The sequence below is a fragment of the Flagellimonas marina genome, assembly GCF_042651185.1.
GTDB lineage: Bacteria > Bacteroidota > Bacteroidia > Flavobacteriales > Flavobacteriaceae > Flagellimonas > Flagellimonas marina.
Genome location: NZ_JBHSCL010000013.1, coordinates 124544 through 140552, shown reverse-complemented (window position 1 = coordinate 140552; position 16009 = coordinate 124544). Strand labels below are relative to the sequence as shown.

Below are 16009 nucleotides of genomic sequence, written 5' to 3'. Positions count from 1 at the left end.
TCAATTGGGGATGGTTGGTATATTCTTCTTTTTCATATATTTAGGAATATGGAAACCTACGCCACCGCTTTGTTGTACGCCACCCCATTTTTTCTGGGTTTGGTTCTGTTTGAAATAGGCTACGGCCATTTTGTAAAGAACCAAAAGCATAATGTCATGGACACTGTAAGCAGCCTCAGCTCTGGGCTTACCAATGTGGTCAAGGATTCGTTGGGTCTTGGGATAATTTTGGTATCCTATCCATTTTTATTGGAACATTTGGCCCTTACAGAGATTAAGGCGACTTGGTTGGTCTGGGTTATTGCCTTTGTGGTTTTGGATTTCGCAGGGTACTGGAACCACCGCCTGAGTCACCATATCAACTTTTTTTGGAACCAACATGTCATTCACCATAGCAGTGAGGAATTTAATCTAGCTTGTGCCTTGAGGCAGCCTGTTTCCAACCTCTTGGGGTATTTTGCACTTTTATTGATTCCCGCCGCACTATTGGGTGTTCCCCATGAAGTGATCGCTGTTTTGGCCCCGATTCATTTGTTTGCCCAGTTTTGGTACCACACCCAACATATTGGTAAGATGGGGTGGCTGGAATATGTTATTGTAACCCCATCACAACATCGGGTGCACCACGCCATCAATGCGGAATATATCGATAAAAACCTAGGTCAGATTCTTTGTATTTGGGATCGAATGTTTGGCACCTTTCAAGAAGAATTGGATGAGGTGCCTCCGCAATACGGCGTACTGAAACCCGCTCAGACTTGGAATCCGATTGTTATCAATTTTCAACATATATGGCGGTTGATACAGGATGCTTGGCGCACCAACAATTATTGGGATAAGTTTAGGATTTGGTTTATGCCCACGGGTTGGCGACCATCCGATGTGAAAGAAAAATATCCAGTACAGATTATTGAAGATGTCTATAACTTCAGAAAATATAAACCCGATGCTTCCAATGCACTAAAAGGGTATTCCATTTTTCAATTGATTGTTACCACAGCAATGATGCTGTTCATGTTCTACAATTATTCGGATATTGGTTTTGATGGCCTTCTTCTTTTTGGAGCATTTGTGTTTTGTGGTGTTTACGGATTCACCACATTGATGGATAGGGCCAAGTATGCCGTTTGGATAGAAGTTTTAAGGGGACTCGCGGGTTTACTCGTGATTTTTATGACAAACGACTGGTTTGGACTCCATGCCTACTGGTCAACAGGCAACTATTTTGTGGCATTCTACTTTGTCATCACTATTTTTGGTGGTATCTACTTTACATATTTTGAGAAATCCTATGTGGCGCCCAAACTGGTGTCCTAAAGATTGCGCACCTCAGAATCGACAAGCTCAATATATTTTTCCATGGCTTCTTTTATGCTTATATTTTTTGCTTGGAACAAAGCATTTGCTTTAAACGCATTGATCAATGGAGTTCTACTGCCTGGATTATCATAATTTTTATTGGCAATCTTAAAGTAGGCGTACAATTTTAGCAAAAGATCGGCAGGAAGCGGTTCGGTATACCCATTTACAAAGGCCACCGCATCATTAAATCGATTATTTAGATCTTCATCATTGGTCATCATCATCTTTTCTATACGAAGCGATACAGGTTCGGGCGCCAGTTACCTTTTGTCCCAGTTTTACCGTAATATTACAGTTTAGGGGCAATAGTAAATCCACCCTAGAGCCAAATTTAATGAACCCGGCATCTTGGCCTTGGGTCACTTGTTCTCCTTCTTCGGCATAATTTACAATGCGCCGGGCCATGGCCCCTGCAATTTGTCGATAGCCTATTTCACCAAATTTAGGGGTGTGCAGAACAATAGTGGTACGTTCATTGTCCGTGCTTGATTTGGGGTGCCAAGCCACCAAGTATTTTCCTGGATGGTATTTGGAATAGGTTACCGTTCCACTAGCAGGATATCGGGTAACATGGACATTCACGGGCGACATGAAAATGGAAACCTGCTTGCGTCTATCCTGAAAATATTCAGGTTCGTCCACTTCTTCAATAACGACCACTTTTCCGTCCACTGGAGCCAGAATTTCATCAAAATTCGGCGTGACCAGTCTTTTGGGGTTTCTGAAAAACTGTAGTATGGCCACAAGAAGGATAAAAGCAGCTATCTGCACCGAAAACCGCACCCATTCCACCTCAATATAGAACTGTGCGGCCAAGATGGCAGCTACTACCACAAAAAAAGTGAAGATGATTATTTTTTGTCCTTCTTTATGAAACATATGAGAATATATTAAGTACTAAATAGGCAAATGGGGCTGCAAATACCAAGCTATCCAATCGGTCCCAAACCCCACCATGTCCGGGCAAAATTGCCCCACTGTCTTTTACACCCGCCATCCGCTTGAATTTGGATTCCAGTAAGTCTCCCAAACTGCCGGAAATTACGATTACGGTAGCCAAACCCATCCATTCCATTAGCGATAATCTGGTTTCGTACCAAGACATGATGTACGCGGTTATCAATGCAAAAATAAGACCTCCCAAAGAACCTTCAATGGTTTTTTTTGGAGAAACTGCAGGATATAATTTTGTTCGGCCCAATGTCCTTCCCACCAGATATGCAAATGTATCATTTACCCAAATCAGTATAAAGATGCCCATGATAAGAAATTGGGCGAAATCATCATCTTTATAAGGAATCATGGTTAGAAATATGCAACCCCCGCCAATATATAGGACTGCAATTACAAACTTTTGAAAATCTGAAAATTTTTTGTGCTTTTTGGAAAAGAGGAACATGAGCAAGGCCAAATCTACCGTTATGGTGAGCAGCATTAATAAGGTCACCGCTGTTTTGTCCTGAACCAAATAGATGAAGGCCCACCATAGTGCCAAATAGGCGATGAAAATGTAATATCCCTTTAGGCGCACAATTCTCTTGAACTCATAAAGACAGGCTAGCCCAAATACCATAAACAGAAAATCGAAAGCGTCCGAGCTTAAAAAAACCGACCCCAAAAGAAGCACCACGTAGATGACCCCTGTAATGGAGCGCCTAAGAATTTCTTTCATGTTATCAATAGTCTTCTAACAGTAAAAGATATACATTTTTTGATGCACTGCCGTAGGAAAGGAAATCATCTTTGTTTTCCGGGGTAGGTTGGAAGTGCTTTAGCGTGGTAATGTTGTTGGGAATATTTTTTTGATAGCGCTCCTTGATTATTTTCAAGGCCTCGCTAATGGAATCCACCAATTGGCTTGTAGTGGCAAAGACAATAAGGTTTGAGGGGAGTTCATCCAGTTTTTTTTCCTTGATTTGGTTGGAACACACCAAAATGGAACCATTGTGGGCCACCAAGTGCTCGCAAGTGGTGAAGAAAATATCACTCTCTTGCCGATTGTCCGTGAATTCAATTTTTTCTGAAGCAAAACGAGTCTCCAACTGTGGATTCAGGGAGTAAAAAAGATGGCTTTGCCAATTGTTCTCAGAAATAATGCTTTTCAACGCATCGGAAACTTCAGCAAAATCCTCGCAGTAAATGAACTTGCCACCATTTTTTTTAAAGTAGATGGTAAATTTTTCATCCACGGGAATTTTTAAATCAGGCATATGCTCTCCACGGGTTTCCAAAGTTTCCTTAGAAACCTTTTTTCCTCCTCCAAAAAGCTTATTAAAAACTCCCATTTATGGTATCAAGTGCTTTTTTTCAATATCAATTTATACGTCTAACTGAACTTGAATTTTATTTTGCTGTTTCTTCTTCTTCTTCTTTCAATTCTTCTTTCTCGAAGGGCCTCTTGCCAAAAATCTTTTCCAAATCGTCCTTAAAGATAACTTCTTTTTCCAAGAGTCTGTCAGCGAGCTCAGTGAGTTTGTCTTTATTGTCGGCCAATAATTTAATGGCACGTTGGTACTGCTCCTCAATCATCTTGGAAATTTCCAAGTCGATTTTTTGTGCGGTTTCCTCACTATAAGGCTTGGTGAAACCATACTCGTTCTGCCCGGAGGAATCATAATAGGTAATGTTCCCCAATTCATCATTAAGGCCATATATAGTGACCATGGCACGAGCTTGTTTGGTTACTTTTTCCAAGTCGCTCAAGGCTCCGGTGGAGATTTTGTCGAACATGACCTTCTCAGCGGCACGGCCACCCATCGTAGCGCACATTTCGTCCAGCATTTGCTCAGGTCGAACAATCAACCGCTCTTCTGGAAGGTACCATGCGGCCCCTAAAGATTGTCCGCGTGGCACAATGGTGACTTTCACCAAGGGTGCGGCATGTTCCAGCATCCAACTTACGGTGGCGTGACCTGCCTCGTGGTAGGCAATGGTCTTTTTCTCCTCTGGAGTGATGATTTTGTTTTTCTTTTCCAGTCCACCCACAATTCTATCCACAGCATCCAAGAAATCTTGCTTGGTGACCGCTTTTTTCTCCTTTCGGGCGGCGATTAAGGCAGCTTCGTTGCAAACGTTGGCAATATCGGCACCAGAAAAACCAGGGGTTTGTTTGGCCAAAAAGTCCAAATCAAGGGTTTCAGCAGTTTTGATGGGGCGAAGGTGTACTTCAAAAATTTCTTTTCTTTCGTTAAGGTCAGGGAGGTCCACGTAGATTTGACGGTCAAATCGTCCGGCACGCATTAAGGCCTTGTCCAATACATCGGCACGGTTGGTAGCGGCCAATACAATAACGTTGGTATTGGTTCCGAAACCGTCCATTTCGGTCAACAATTGGTTGAGTGTATTTTCACGTTCATCATTGGAGCCGGTAAAGTTGTTCTTTCCTCTGGCTCGTCCAATGGCGTCAATTTCATCAATAAAAATAATGGCTGGCGATTTATCCTTGGCCTGTTTGAACAAATCCCGTACCCGTGATGCACCTACACCAACGAACATTTCCACAAAATCAGAACCAGACAATGAGAAAAAGGGAACCTTGGCTTCACCGGCAACGGCTTTGGCCAATAAGGTCTTACCGGTTCCAGGAGGACCTACCAATAAGGCGCCTTTTGGAATTTTACCACCCAATGAAGTGTACTTATCGGGATTCTTAAGAAATTCCACAATTTCTTGGACTTCTTCCTTGGCACCTTCTAATCCGGCTACATCCTTGAAAGAAGTTCTGGTATCTGTTTTTTCGTCGAAAAGCTTTGCTTTGGATTTTCCGATGTTGAAAATCTGACCACCAGCCCCTCCTCCAGCACCGCCGGACATTCTTCGCATCAGGTAAATCCAAATACCGATGATCAAGGCGAATGGCAGCAGGGAGAGCAATAGCTCACCCAACACATTGGATTCTGTATCGAATTCAATGATGGTATCTAAATTGTTCTCTTTCTTTATCTCGGTGATTTCATTCTGAAATATCTGAAGGTCGCCATAATCCAGAACATATTGTGGTACTAGACCTGTGCTCGGAAAAAGCGGCTTTTCGGCAACACCTTTGTGCACATCCTTTTTTAAGCCCTCTTCGGTTAAAAAAACCTTCGCCTGACGTGTATTGGTAATGATGACGATTTTATCAATGTCACCATTTCGTAAAAACTCTTGAAGTTCGGAAGTTGTGGTTTTTTCAGTATTCGTGAATGTACTGCCTCCAAAAAATTGGAAGCCAATAATCAAAGCGATGACCACACCGTAAATCCACCACGAACTAAAACGAGGTTTCTTAGGAGCGTTATTTGGATTGTTTTCTTTTGCCATTGTTTTTTAAGAATTGTAGCTGCTCTCCACTAGGGTTACTTTGGCATCTCCCCAAAGTCCCTCAATGTCGTAGAATTCCCTGATGTGTTTTTGAAATACATGTACTACAACATTTACATAATCCATTAAGACCCATTCTGCGTTCTCAGAACCTTCAATGTGCCAAGGCTTATCATGTATGGCCTTGCTCACGGTCTTTTGAATGGAGGAGACAATTGCGTTTACATGCGTATTGGAAGTACCATTGCAGATTATAAAGTAGTCGCAGACTGTATTTTCGATTTCCCTAAGATCAAGTAGATTTATGTCAACTCCTTTAACGTCTTCAATCCCATTCAAAATTAAGGCAATCAGTTCATCTGCGCTTGCTTTCGTTTTCTGCATTCAAAAATTTTAGTTTTTACAAAGTTATGTTTTTTTTGCTTTCTTAGCCTTAGTATTTAACATATCATAAAGGCGTACCACATTGGGAGAGCTACCACGAATAATCAAACTTGATGCCACGGACTCCACAAATCTGTATTTAAAGGGTCTTTTGCGGTCCAAAAATGCTTTGGACCATACGGTGGTTGTGGCTAAAAATCAGTTGAAGGGTAGGGGGCAAATGGGGTCTTCTTGGCAAACCGAAGGGGGTAAAAATTTGACATTCAGTATATTAAAAAGATTTGACGCGCTTCAGGCCGCACATCAGTTCAATTTGAACATTTGTGTTTCCTTGGCTGTTTGTGATGTGCTCGCGGAATTTGCCATACCCAATGTCAGTGTAAAATGGCCCAACGACATAATGTCAGGTTCACAGAAAATATGTGGCATATTAATAGAAAGCATAATGAAGGGACAGTTGGTGCAGCATTCCATCATAGGAATTGGATTGAATGTAAACCAAACTTCCTTTAAAAATTTGGACAAAGCGGGTTCATTGAGCTCGGTAAGTGGGCGTATTTTTGAATTGGATGACCTTCTTCACAAAATTTTGGAACGAATGGAACATCGTTTTCAAGGTATTGAACAAAAAACCGTCACCCAATTATTGCCTTCCTATGAACGTCTTTTGTTCCGAAAAGACAAGCCATCCACCTTTACAGATGTCAATGGCGAAATGTTCATGGGATTCATCCGAAGAATATCCGGTTCTGGCAAGCTAGTTTTGGAACTCGAGGATCATATCTTCAAGGAATTCGATTTAAAAGAGGTGACTCTGCTTTACTGACCTATTTTATCCATGTTTGATGACAATGTTTCCATGAAATTGGTAATAGGAGTTTTTATCATCATGGCCATCATGGCATTGAACTCGCCTTCAAAACTAAGTGCCACCTCACTTTCATTATCGCTCAATGCGGTAATATCGCCTGTTAAGGTAAATGGAAGCTTATCACTTGCAGCTCCAAGGATTACCTTTTCATGTGGAGTTTGCTCTTTTAGCCGCAACGTAATTTCGGGCATGCCCTTTAGGGCAAACTTGAAGGTCTTTTCGTCCAAAACTTCAAATTTGTCAATATTGGCAGGCATAAGGGTCTTAAAGTTCTTGATGTCGGTAAGAAACTCAAAAACTTCCTTGTCGCTTTTAGCTACTTTCTTTTTAGGGACTTCAATGTGCATGTTTGAAGGATTATTTCCATTGCTGTGGATTGGATTTCCACTGCAAAAGGGTTTTTAATTGTGATTCTTTGACATAGTGGGTTTCAGAAGCCTGTTCAATAAGGTGCTCATAATCTGAAAGGGTATGGAGTTCCACTTCTTCTTTCTCAAAGTTTGTGGTTGCCACAGGAAAACCATAGGTGAAAATGGCCAGCATACCTTTTACGTTGGCACCACTTTCTTTTAACGCCCGTACGGCATTGAGGCTGCTTTTTCCAGTGCTGATAAGGTCTTCAATGACCACAACAGTTTGGCCCGATGCCAAATTGCCTTCAATCTGGTTCTGTCTTCCATGGGATTTGGGTTCTGGTCTCACATAAATAAATGGTAACCCAAGGGCTTCAGCCACCAAAATACCGATACCAATGGCCCCAGTGGCCACTCCTGCGATGACATCAGGTTTGCCGTATAGGTTTTCCACCTGTTTGGCCATCTCTTCACGAACAAAATTTCGGATTTCAGGATACGATAGCATGATCCTGTTGTCGCAATAAATTGGGGATTTCCAACCCGAAGCCCACGTAAATGGATTTTCGGGTTCCAACTTAATTGCATTAATTTGTAAAAGCAGTTCTGCTGTTTTTTTAGCAATTCCCTTATCTAAAACCATTGCGCAAATGTATGAAGTTTTTGTTAATGAGTCCCCACTGATTTTAACAAACGAGCGCCCAAAAAATTCCAATGGAAATCTCTTTTCACTGGAAGAGGATTCCATCATAAAAGTCATAGAGTCGCTGGCAAAGGGAAAGCTGAAGAAGGCTTACATCTACCATCCAGATATTCTAAAGTTAATGAAGATGTTTAGGCATAAGATTCCCGTGGTGGCAGCCGGAGGTGGTTTTGTGACCAATCCAAAAGGGAAGGTTCTATTCATCTTTAGAAATGGGAAATGGGATTTGCCCAAAGGCAAGGTGGACAAGGGCGAAACTATTGAGAATGCCGCTTTACGTGAGGTGGAAGAGGAGACCGGGGTGAAGGACCTCGTTATTGATAAGTTTCTACGGACCACCTACCATATTTTTAAAAGGGCTGGGGAATACCAGCTGAAAGAGGTGCACTGGTTTGCCATGTCCACTTCATATAAAGGGAAACTGGTGGGCGATAAATCAGAAGGTATCGTAAAGGTAAAATGGAAAGGCCCCAAAAAAGCAGCAAAGGCCCTGGAAAACTCCTATCACAATATAAAGATATTGTTTGAGGACAACCCTAAACCTATGGCTTAGTCAAAATATTGGCGGCTTCGCTGTTTTTGGCAATTCTGTATACTGGATAGTTCATATAGGCATCCTCCAAATATTTGGATTGATGAAAAATCCAATCCAATTGGGCATACCAATTTTCAGCGAAATCTTGTTCAAATTCTTTTTTGAACAGAAAGTTTTGCCGCAACACGGAATCTTTCTCCAGCATTTCCAAAGCAACGTCTTCAAAAACATAGGGTGAAAATCCTTCCTTTTGTTGAAGTACGGTATCAAAAAAATTCCAGTTGAAGAACGAATCTACACCTTGCGGTTCCAAGGTTTCCAAAATATACCGGATACCTCTCTGTGCGGTTGGCAACACTATATCTCCGGCTCTAAAACGAACTTTCTTGGAATACTTCTTCACTTGGGTGTTATAGTGAAGATAATGTCCCTCGTATGGCATATCCCTGGTTTCGAAATCAGCAATTTTATAAGCCTCAATGGTCAGCGTGGTATCCTTTTCCAATTTAAAATAATTGATTTTGTTGGTATCCAAGCGTTCAATTACCTTTTGCCAACCTTGTTTTAGGATATAGGCGGCAGGAACTGTAATCGTATCCGCGGGATAAAAATAATTTCGGTATACAGTTTCTTTGGTGAAAGGTCTGTCGCGGTCATATTTTAATCGAGGTAATCCAGTGACCTCACTTTGCAGGCGGTCGGCTTCAAATCCTTTAAAATTGAGAATGGTGGTTTGTGTAGTGTCCACTGTCCAATTAAAGTAATATTCCGAACGGTTTGGGTTGGCCTCGATTGTTTTCCTTCGAAGGGATTTAATGGTGTCATGCTCTTTTTCCACTACATCAATCAGACTTTCCATAAGGGCGTATGTGCCTTCAACTCGCTGTTTGTAAGGTTTTAGCATATGGGTCTCAACCATAAGGCCCAAGGTGTTCCAAAGTGCAGTGTACCCGGTTGAATACCTGGGGTGGTCCATAAATTGACTGAACCCAAGTTCTGGCGGAACATTGAACACATTGACGTATGGGGTAATATCCCAATCTTTTTCAGCAAGTGCATTTTCTAGATCGGGCATAAACTCTTTGTGTAGAAATTCTCCCAATTTACCTCCCAATTTATTGTGCTGGGTGAACAAATGGGTCAACGTATACTGATAATCGGCACCGTTGCTCACATGGTTATCGATAAAGACATCGGGTTTTACCAAATGGAATATTTCAGCGAAGCTTTTGGCATTCTTGGTATCCATTTTAATGAAATCCCGGTTAAGATCATAGTTTTGGGCGTTACCCCTAAACCCATATTCCAATGGTCCGTTCTGGTTGGCCCGGGTGTTTGAGTTTCTATTGAGTGCCCCACCTATATTATAAATGGGTATGGTGACCAATATGGTTTTCTCTGGGGGTTGCAATTTTTCTGTAGCCAAATCCCGATAGAGCAGCATGGTTGCATCAATGCCGTCACTTTCACCGGGATGGATGCCATTATTGATAAGGATAATGGATTTTTCCTTTCTGACATTTTCAAAATTGAAATCGCCATCTGGATTAAAAGTGACCATGTGAAGGGGATAACCACTGTCTGTTTTACCGATGGTGTGGATGTTGATTTCGGGAAAGTCGCGGGCCAGCCTTATGTAGAATGCAATAGTCTCTTCATACGTAGCGGTTTCCATACCGTTCGAGGTTTCGTAGAACGTTTGGTAGGATGCTACTTGGTCCTCTGTTTTCGTCTCACAGGATACCAGCAGTAACACAAGGGGGATAAAGACGTAGCGTACCAAAATAGTATAGCTCTTTAGAATTGAAAAAATTCGGTTAAAAGCTTAAAAATACGGAATATTATGATCAGGAAGCAAGGTCGATGCAATCCAAATCTGAGGGGTCTATTTTAAATATAGGTTTGTTCTTGAAATTGAGAATATGCAGGCATTTGGCCTTTGCATCATTCCATTTTTGATAATCCAATGGATCTATGGAAGACGTGATCATGTTGATAATGATTTTTTCCGATAGATTCAATTTCATTACCTCATCCAAAAAATCCCATCCATCCATAATGGGCATGTTTATGTCCAAAAATATTACCTCTGGAATATCCCCTCCTCCTTGCATTCGTTGAATGATGGAGTCCAATGCTTCCTTCCCATTTTGGAAAATTTGAACATCTTCACAAATGGCAACGGGTTTCAACATTTTTCGTATACCAAAAACCGTTATGGGATCATCATCCACAATAAATATGCTATTCACTTTCTTCATTAAAATACACATTGAATGTAGTACCTTTACCTACTTCACTATTAACTGTTATACTTCCGCCCATGGCCTCTATTTGGTTCTTAATAATATAAAGACCAAGTCCGCGAGCCTCTTTATTGTTGTGGAACGTTTTGTACATCCCAAATATTTTCTCCCCATATCTTTCTAGGTCAATTCCCAGTCCGTTGTCCGTGAAACTGAAGATGACCGTCTTGTCTTGTTTGCATGCATTTGTGGTGATGACCGGTTTTCTGCTGGGATTTTTGTATTTAACCGCGTTTGTTATCAGATTGAGTATAATACTATCCAAATAAGCTGGAACACTCTGAACCAATATATCTTTTGGCACGTTGTTATGGATTTCCGCTTCACTTTGACCCAATAGGGCAGAAAGATTTTTTTCAACCCGTGTTACACTTTCATGCAGGTTCATCGGTTTTTTCTCCAAATTAACATTCGTGTTGATGTCAATTATTTGGTTGAGGTTCTCCAAAGTCTCCATAAGATCGTTTGAAGCACCACAAAGCATGGTGGTTATGCGCTCTTTTTCGGCTTCATCCTCTTCTTTTACCAAAAATTCCAATAGCATTGAGAAGTTGGCAGAGTGGGATCTAAGGTTATGGGAAACAATATGCGCAAAGTTGATCAATTTCTTGTTTTGTAGCGATGTAACATTGATAAGGTTTCTTAATTGATCCTCTTTCTTTTTTAGTCCGGAAATATCCATGCTGATCCCAATGATTCCATTTACCTTACCTTCCAAATCAAGTAGTGGTATTTTTGAAGTCAAAAAATGAGTGGTTTCCCCATTTTTTCGGATACATAACGTTTCTCTTCCCAGCATGGGTTTTTGTGACCGCATCACTTCCAAATCCTCATCCCGCGAGATTCTGGCACTCTCCTCGGTGTAGAGATCAAAATCTGTTGTTCCAATCAGCTCTTCTTGGCTTTTTTCTAAGTACTCGCATTCAGCTTTATTGACCAAAATTTTTCTGGAATCTGTATCCTTGATGAATACGTTCATTGGAATATTGTCAATAAGTGTGGTCAAAAGTTGTTGACTCTCCCGGGTCTGCATTTCAGTTAAAACCTGGTCATGGATATCTTGAAAGGTGCCAAAAAGCTTTGCAATCTTCCCGTTTTTTTCAATAGGCTTACCCGCGGCTTTTATCCATCTTTCTTCCCCGGTGGCTGTAATTATGGTCAGTTTCTCGTTAAAAGAGACGCCTTCTTCAAGTGATTTATGAAACAGCATGGATATCTTGTTCCTGCTATATCCTTGCTTGTAAAATGTAATGGCTTCGCTTACCTTGGGCGAGTATGAAGAGGGTACTTTATGAATCTTTTTGGTCTCTTCGCACCAAAAGAGTTGCTCTGAGGCTAAGTCGTATTCCCAAAAACCTACTTTTGCTACTTCAGATGTTGTCTTTAGTAGGTTACTTACCCTGTCCAGTTCATTCCCCTTTTGAATCTCTTCCGTAATGTTTTGGGTCTGAATAATGGAACCGACTAAATTTTCTTTTTCGTCGTACCATGGGGTAAAGGTATTTTCATACCACAGTTCAGAAGAACCCTCCCCTTTACTGAATCTACATGTTTGGGTAATGCTTTTGCCAAGACACTCTTTTAAACTTTTTCCACACTCTTGATTAAAGTCTTTAAAAATATCATGAATACGAATGCCGATGTCAGCTTTTGGACAAAGACCAAAGGTATGCAGCCAAGAATCCGAAGCATCAACAAGAATGCCATTGGTACCTACAAGTGCAGTTGCCGTAGGAAGTTGTTTCAGTAAGTAATGTTGGGCAATACTCTCAACTGCTTTCAAAACACGGGGGTTATTAGGAAAACTTTCTTAAAATTAAGAAATTTCTGACCAATGTAAACGTATTGATTTTTCCTACTTATTAATTGTTGTGAAAAGGCTCAAAAATGTTGTTTTATTGATAAATGTCAAGGTTTGATTTTTATAAGGGCAACAGATTTAACTACCAACGTTATGGGAAGTGTTGCAGAAAAAGAGGGAGAAATTAGGATTTTACAATGACGGTATCAGGTACCAAACCTGTGTAATCACCCCCATTTCTAATGACATCCCTAACAATGGAAGAACTGATGTAGGATTTGCCCGAGGAGGTCAACAAAAAGACCGTCTCAATTTCTGAGAGCTTTCTGTTGGTATGTGCTATGGCTTTTTCAAATTCAAAATCCGCAGGGTTGCGAAGCCCCCGTAAAATAAAATCAGCCCCAATTTTTTTACAAAAATCTACGGTTAGACCTTCATAGGTAACCACTTTAATTTTGGGTTCATCCTTGAAAGCCTCTTTTATGAACTTGGTGCGCTCTTCCAAAGAAAACATGTATTTCTTGTCGGCATTGATTCCGATGGCGATAACCAATTCATCAAAAAGCGTTATGCCCCTTTTTATGATGTCATAGTGTCCTAAGGTTAGCGGGTCAAAGGAACCAGGGAAGATGGCACGTCTCATGGATGGCAAAGTTTGTCTAAAAATACTGATTTTCTACCGTAACGCCTCTACAATGGCACTGGTAAATAATTCTTTCAAAGATATTCCCGCTTCCTTGGCTTGTTTGGGAAGTATGCTTTCCTCGGTAAGTCCTGGTGTGGTATTGACTTCCAATAAATACGGGGTTTCATCAATAAAAATAAACTCGCTTCTGGAATATCCTTTCAAGCCCAAGGTTTTGTATATGTATTCTGCCCAGTACCTAACATTGTCTTCTTGTTTTGTGGAGATTCGGGCAGGGGTTATTTCCTGTGATTTTCCTTGATATTTGGCCTCAAAATCAAAAAAATCATTTTCAGAAACAATCTCTGTGATTGGCAGTACTGTAATTTGATTTTTATAAGTGATAACCCCCACAGAAACTTCAATACCATCCAAAAATGATTCAATGATTACTTCGTCATCTTCTGAAAAAGCGTTGTCCAAAGCATTGTTTAGCTCTTCCTTTTCATAGACTTTGGAGATTCCATAGCTGCTGCCTGCCCTGTTGGCCTTAACAAAACAAGGAAGCCCCACCTTTTTCACTATGGCATCCTCATCTATGGCATCGCCCTTATCCAAATAATAGGACGCTGCACATTTAACCCCAAATGGTTTAAGCGTGCTCAGTAAATCCCTCTTGTTGAAGGTAAGTGCGGCTTCGTAATGGTTACATGAGGTTTGCGGGATGCCCAGCAATTCAAAATAGGCCTGTAGGAGACCATCTTCTCCCGGGGTTCCATGAATGGCATTAAAAATACAGTCAAAACTGACTTTTGTGCCTTGGAGTACTAGACTGAAATCTGACTTTTCCACAGGAAATTCCTCATCCGAATCGTTGAGATAAACCCATTTGTCCTTGGTGATGACAATACGGTAAGGATTGTATTTTTCACTATCCAAATAACGATAAACCACGTTACCGCTCTTTAAGGAAATTCCATGCTCACTGGAATAACCGCCCATTACAATGGCAATGTTTTTTTTCATTGACTTATCGAATCGCTCAGTCAAAATAAAGAAAAAAGGACGGGCTTTCCTATATTTGCCCACATAAGGGATTTCGCATGAAGCAATTTTTGAATTTTTTAAAGAGCAAGACATTCTTCATTCAGCTAGGGTTGGCTGTTGTGGCTGTTGTGGTGTTGGTCCTTATTGCCCTGCAATGGTTAAAGAGTACCACCAACCATGGCGAATTTGTTGAGGTCCCGGATTTCTCTAAAATGTCCGTATCTGAAATGCGAACAGCAGTGGAAGAAGCTGGACTTCGGTATCAGGTGTTGGATTCATCCAACTACAATCCAGATTATCCCAGATTCTCAATTTTAGAACAAAATCCCCATGCCGGAAGCAAGGTGAAGTCCAACCGAAAAATTTATTTTACGGTGAACCCATCGGGCTATAAAAAAGTAAGTGTGCCAGATATCATCCAAGTGACCCAGCGTAATGCAGCCTCCATGTTGCGGGCCGTTGGTTTAGAGGTAGAACGAGTGACCTATATTGATGAACTTGGAAAGGATATGGTCTACAATATGAAGCACAAGGGTAAATACATTAAGCCTGGGGATAAATTGCCCAAAACTTCAAAAGTTGAGCTTATCTGTGGTAACGGAACCATTCCCGGCAGTGCACGCGTACAGGCTGATTCCCAAGAGTAATGGACGATTCTGAAAATCAAGAACTATCCCAAGATGAACTTTTTGAGCACTATAAATTTGTAGCCTCAAAAGGGCAAGAGCCTTTGCGGGTAGATAAATTTTTGATGAACTTCATTGAAAATGCCACCCGGAATAAAATTCAGCAAGCAGCCAAGGAAGGTCATATTTGGGTGAACGGGTCCATCGTAAAACAAAATTACAAGGTAAAGGCAGGAGATGAGGTAAAGGTGTTGTTTGAGCATCCGCCCTATGAGTTTTTGCTCACCCCAGAGAATATTCCATTGAACATTGTGTATGAGGATGACGCTCTCTTGGTGGTGAACAAACCTGCAGGCATGGTGGTGCATCCCGGTCACGGAAACTACTCAGGCACTTTAATTAATGCCCTTGTCTATCACTTTGACAACTTACCCAACAATAGCTCGGAGCGACCCGGTTTGGTGCATCGAATAGACAAAGACACTTCCGGACTTTTGGTGATTGCCAAAACCGAAACGGCCATGACCCACTTGGCCCAGCAGTTTTTTGAAAAAAGCAGTGAGCGCGAATATGTCGCTCTGGTCTGGGGCAATGTGGAGGAAGATGAGGGCTCCGTGGAAGGCCATATTGCTCGAAATCCCAAAAATCGATTACAGATGATGGTCTTTCCGGATGGTGAGGAAGGAAAAGAGGCCGTGACCCACTTCAAGGTTTTGGAACGGTTGGGTTATGTGACCTTGGTTTCATGCCGATTGGAAACCGGACGAACCCATCAGATTCGAGTGCACATGAAGTATATTGGCCACACCTTGTTCAATGATGAGCGTTATGGGGGTGACAAGATTTTAAAGGGCACCACCTTTACCAAATACAAACAGTTTGTGGAAAATGCCTTCAAAATTTTGCCCAGGCAGGCCCTGCATGCCAAGACCTTGGGCTTTGAGCACCCAGTGACAGGCGAGTTTATGCGTTTTGATTCTGAACTGCCCGAAGATATGGTCAATTGTATCGAAAAATGGCGTGGATACGCCAAACACAACGAATCATCGTAAATTATCCAAAATTCTAGCTTTGAACCACAAACCGTCAATTCG

18 protein-coding genes are annotated in these 16009 nt (G+C 41.4%); 5 read left to right on the top strand and 13 right to left on the bottom strand.

Going from position 1 to position 16009, the window contains the following annotated elements:
• The first annotated feature begins 48 nt into the window (after window positions 1–48).
• Window positions 49–1317, top strand: coding sequence for a sterol desaturase family protein (locus tag ACFOWS_RS18755; RefSeq protein ID WP_379768032.1), 1269 nt, complete (start codon window positions 49–51; stop codon window positions 1315–1317).
• On the opposite strand, the gene ACFOWS_RS18750 is transcribed toward ACFOWS_RS18755, so the two are convergent.
• The 6 genes from ACFOWS_RS18750 to rsfS are packed head-to-tail and all read right to left on the bottom strand — an operon-like array spanning window position 1314 to window position 6048.
• On the bottom strand, window positions 1314–1580 hold the full coding sequence (locus tag ACFOWS_RS18750) for an acyl-CoA-binding protein (RefSeq protein WP_366585226.1): 267 nt from the start codon (window positions 1578–1580) through the stop codon (window positions 1314–1316). The two genes, ACFOWS_RS18755 and ACFOWS_RS18750, sit on opposite strands and share 4 nt — an antisense overlap.
• A complete protein-coding gene (locus ACFOWS_RS18745) occupies window positions 1570–2241 on the bottom strand; it encodes a phosphatidylserine decarboxylase family protein (RefSeq protein WP_379768029.1) in 672 nt (223 codons plus the stop codon). The genes ACFOWS_RS18750 and ACFOWS_RS18745 overlap by 11 nt, the downstream gene beginning before the upstream one ends.
• On the bottom strand, window positions 2231–3034 hold the full coding sequence (locus tag ACFOWS_RS18740) for a phosphatidate cytidylyltransferase (protein ID WP_366584456.1): 804 nt from the start codon (window positions 3032–3034) through the stop codon (window positions 2231–2233). The genes ACFOWS_RS18745 and ACFOWS_RS18740 overlap by 11 nt, the downstream gene beginning before the upstream one ends.
• Before the next feature lie 4 nt (window positions 3035–3038).
• The gene (locus ACFOWS_RS18735; protein WP_379768025.1) at window positions 3039–3647 is read right to left on the bottom strand and encodes an LUD domain-containing protein; all 609 of its coding nucleotides are present in this window, start codon (window positions 3645–3647) and stop codon (window positions 3039–3041) included.
• Between the two features lie 58 nt (window positions 3648–3705).
• On the bottom strand, window positions 3706–5664 hold the full coding sequence (gene ftsH, locus ACFOWS_RS18730; RefSeq protein ID WP_379768022.1) for an ATP-dependent zinc metalloprotease FtsH: 1959 nt from the start codon (window positions 5662–5664) through the stop codon (window positions 3706–3708).
• Between the two features lie 6 nt (window positions 5665–5670).
• Complete coding sequence (gene rsfS, locus ACFOWS_RS18725) at window positions 5671–6048, bottom strand: ribosome silencing factor (RefSeq protein ID WP_366584450.1); 378 nt, start codon at window positions 6046–6048, stop codon at window positions 5671–5673.
• An 82-nt stretch (window positions 6049–6130) separates the two neighbouring features.
• Here rsfS and ACFOWS_RS18720 point away from each other — a divergent pair, with 82 nt between their 5' ends.
• Entirely contained in the window at window positions 6131–6874 is a 744-nt protein-coding gene (locus ACFOWS_RS18720; RefSeq protein WP_379768018.1) for a biotin--[acetyl-CoA-carboxylase] ligase, read from the top strand.
• Here ACFOWS_RS18720 and ACFOWS_RS18715 read toward each other — a convergent pair.
• Window positions 6868–7266 carry an SRPBCC family protein gene (locus ACFOWS_RS18715; RefSeq protein WP_379768015.1) on the bottom strand — a complete coding sequence of 133 codons (399 nt, stop codon included), beginning with the start codon at window positions 7264–7266 and terminating at the stop codon, window positions 6868–6870. The genes ACFOWS_RS18720 and ACFOWS_RS18715 overlap by 7 nt on opposite strands.
• 10 nt (window positions 7267–7276) lie before the next feature.
• Entirely contained in the window at window positions 7277–7915 is a 639-nt protein-coding gene (gene pyrE, locus ACFOWS_RS18710) for an orotate phosphoribosyltransferase (protein ID WP_366584444.1), read from the bottom strand.
• A 7-nt stretch (window positions 7916–7922) separates the two neighbouring features.
• Here pyrE and ACFOWS_RS18705 point away from each other — a divergent pair, with 7 nt between their 5' ends.
• A complete protein-coding gene (locus tag ACFOWS_RS18705; protein WP_379768012.1) occupies window positions 7923–8528 on the top strand; it encodes an NUDIX hydrolase in 606 nt (201 codons plus the stop codon).
• On the opposite strand, the gene ACFOWS_RS18700 is transcribed toward ACFOWS_RS18705, so the two are convergent.
• The 5 genes from ACFOWS_RS18700 to ACFOWS_RS18680 all read right to left on the bottom strand — a co-directional run bounded on the left by ACFOWS_RS18700 (window position 8518) and on the right by ACFOWS_RS18680 (window position 14268).
• On the bottom strand, window positions 8518–10185 hold the full coding sequence (locus tag ACFOWS_RS18700; RefSeq protein ID WP_379768128.1) for a M14 family metallopeptidase: 1668 nt from the start codon (window positions 10183–10185) through the stop codon (window positions 8518–8520). The genes ACFOWS_RS18705 and ACFOWS_RS18700 overlap by 11 nt on opposite strands.
• A 172-nt stretch (window positions 10186–10357) precedes the next feature.
• The gene (locus ACFOWS_RS18695) at window positions 10358–10771 is read right to left on the bottom strand and encodes a response regulator (RefSeq protein WP_379768009.1); all 414 of its coding nucleotides are present in this window, start codon (window positions 10769–10771) and stop codon (window positions 10358–10360) included.
• The gene (locus tag ACFOWS_RS18690) at window positions 10755–12599 is read right to left on the bottom strand and encodes a PAS domain-containing sensor histidine kinase (protein ID WP_379768006.1); all 1845 of its coding nucleotides are present in this window, start codon (window positions 12597–12599) and stop codon (window positions 10755–10757) included. Before ACFOWS_RS18690 ends, ACFOWS_RS18695 begins: the two co-directional genes overlap by 17 nt.
• A 202-nt stretch (window positions 12600–12801) precedes the next feature.
• On the bottom strand, window positions 12802–13260 hold the full coding sequence (coaD, locus tag ACFOWS_RS18685; protein ID WP_379768003.1) for a pantetheine-phosphate adenylyltransferase: 459 nt from the start codon (window positions 13258–13260) through the stop codon (window positions 12802–12804).
• Window positions 13261–13293: 33 nt separating this feature from the next.
• On the bottom strand, window positions 13294–14268 hold the full coding sequence (locus ACFOWS_RS18680; protein ID WP_379768000.1) for a D-alanine--D-alanine ligase: 975 nt from the start codon (window positions 14266–14268) through the stop codon (window positions 13294–13296).
• A gap of 77 nt (window positions 14269–14345) precedes the next feature.
• On the opposite strand from ACFOWS_RS18680, the gene ACFOWS_RS18675 reads away from it, so the two are divergent.
• Both ACFOWS_RS18675 and ACFOWS_RS18670 read left to right on the top strand, forming a co-directional pair.
• Entirely contained in the window at window positions 14346–14936 is a 591-nt protein-coding gene (locus ACFOWS_RS18675; protein ID WP_366584432.1) for a PASTA domain-containing protein, read from the top strand.
• The gene (locus ACFOWS_RS18670; protein WP_379767997.1) at window positions 14936–15967 is read left to right on the top strand and encodes an RluA family pseudouridine synthase; all 1032 of its coding nucleotides are present in this window, start codon (window positions 14936–14938) and stop codon (window positions 15965–15967) included. Before ACFOWS_RS18675 ends, ACFOWS_RS18670 begins: the two co-directional genes overlap by 1 nt.
• Window positions 15968–16009 lie beyond the last annotated feature (42 nt).

What these genes read in the sequence shown, in the direction of transcription:
- ACFOWS_RS18735 (WP_379768025.1), bottom strand. Translation starts at nt 3,647, where the DNA reads ATGGGAGTTTTTAATAAGCTTTTTGGAGGAGGAAAAAAGGTTTCTAAG.
- pyrE (WP_366584444.1), bottom strand. Translation starts at nt 7,915, where the DNA reads ATGGTTTTAGATAAGGGAATTGCTAAAAAAACAGCAGAACTGCTTTTA.
- ACFOWS_RS18740 (WP_366584456.1), bottom strand. Translation starts at nt 3,034, where the DNA reads ATGAAAGAAATTCTTAGGCGCTCCATTACAGGGGTCATCTACGTGGTG.
- ACFOWS_RS18705 (WP_379768012.1), top strand. Translation starts at nt 7,923, where the DNA reads ATGTATGAAGTTTTTGTTAATGAGTCCCCACTGATTTTAACAAACGAG.
- ACFOWS_RS18745 (WP_379768029.1), bottom strand. Translation starts at nt 2,241, where the DNA reads ATGTTTCATAAAGAAGGACAAAAAATAATCATCTTCACTTTTTTTGTG.
- rsfS (WP_366584450.1), bottom strand. Translation starts at nt 6,048, where the DNA reads ATGCAGAAAACGAAAGCAAGCGCAGATGAACTGATTGCCTTAATTTTG.
- ftsH (WP_379768022.1), bottom strand. Translation starts at nt 5,664, where the DNA reads ATGGCAAAAGAAAACAATCCAAATAACGCTCCTAAGAAACCTCGTTTT.
- coaD (WP_379768003.1), bottom strand. Translation starts at nt 13,260, where the DNA reads ATGAGACGTGCCATCTTCCCTGGTTCCTTTGACCCGCTAACCTTAGGA.
- ACFOWS_RS18755 (WP_379768032.1), top strand. Translation starts at nt 49, where the DNA reads ATGGAAACCTACGCCACCGCTTTGTTGTACGCCACCCCATTTTTTCTG.
- ACFOWS_RS18680 (WP_379768000.1), bottom strand. Translation starts at nt 14,268, where the DNA reads ATGAAAAAAAACATTGCCATTGTAATGGGCGGTTATTCCAGTGAGCAT.
- ACFOWS_RS18675 (WP_366584432.1), top strand. Translation starts at nt 14,346, where the DNA reads ATGAAGCAATTTTTGAATTTTTTAAAGAGCAAGACATTCTTCATTCAG.
- ACFOWS_RS18670 (WP_379767997.1), top strand. Translation starts at nt 14,936, where the DNA reads ATGGACGATTCTGAAAATCAAGAACTATCCCAAGATGAACTTTTTGAG.
- ACFOWS_RS18695 (WP_379768009.1), bottom strand. Translation starts at nt 10,771, where the DNA reads ATGAAGAAAGTGAATAGCATATTTATTGTGGATGATGATCCCATAACG.
- ACFOWS_RS18715 (WP_379768015.1), bottom strand. Translation starts at nt 7,266, where the DNA reads ATGCACATTGAAGTCCCTAAAAAGAAAGTAGCTAAAAGCGACAAGGAA.
- ACFOWS_RS18750 (WP_366585226.1), bottom strand. Translation starts at nt 1,580, where the DNA reads ATGACCAATGATGAAGATCTAAATAATCGATTTAATGATGCGGTGGCC.
- ACFOWS_RS18700 (WP_379768128.1), bottom strand. Translation starts at nt 10,185, where the DNA reads ATGGAAACCGCTACGTATGAAGAGACTATTGCATTCTACATAAGGCTG.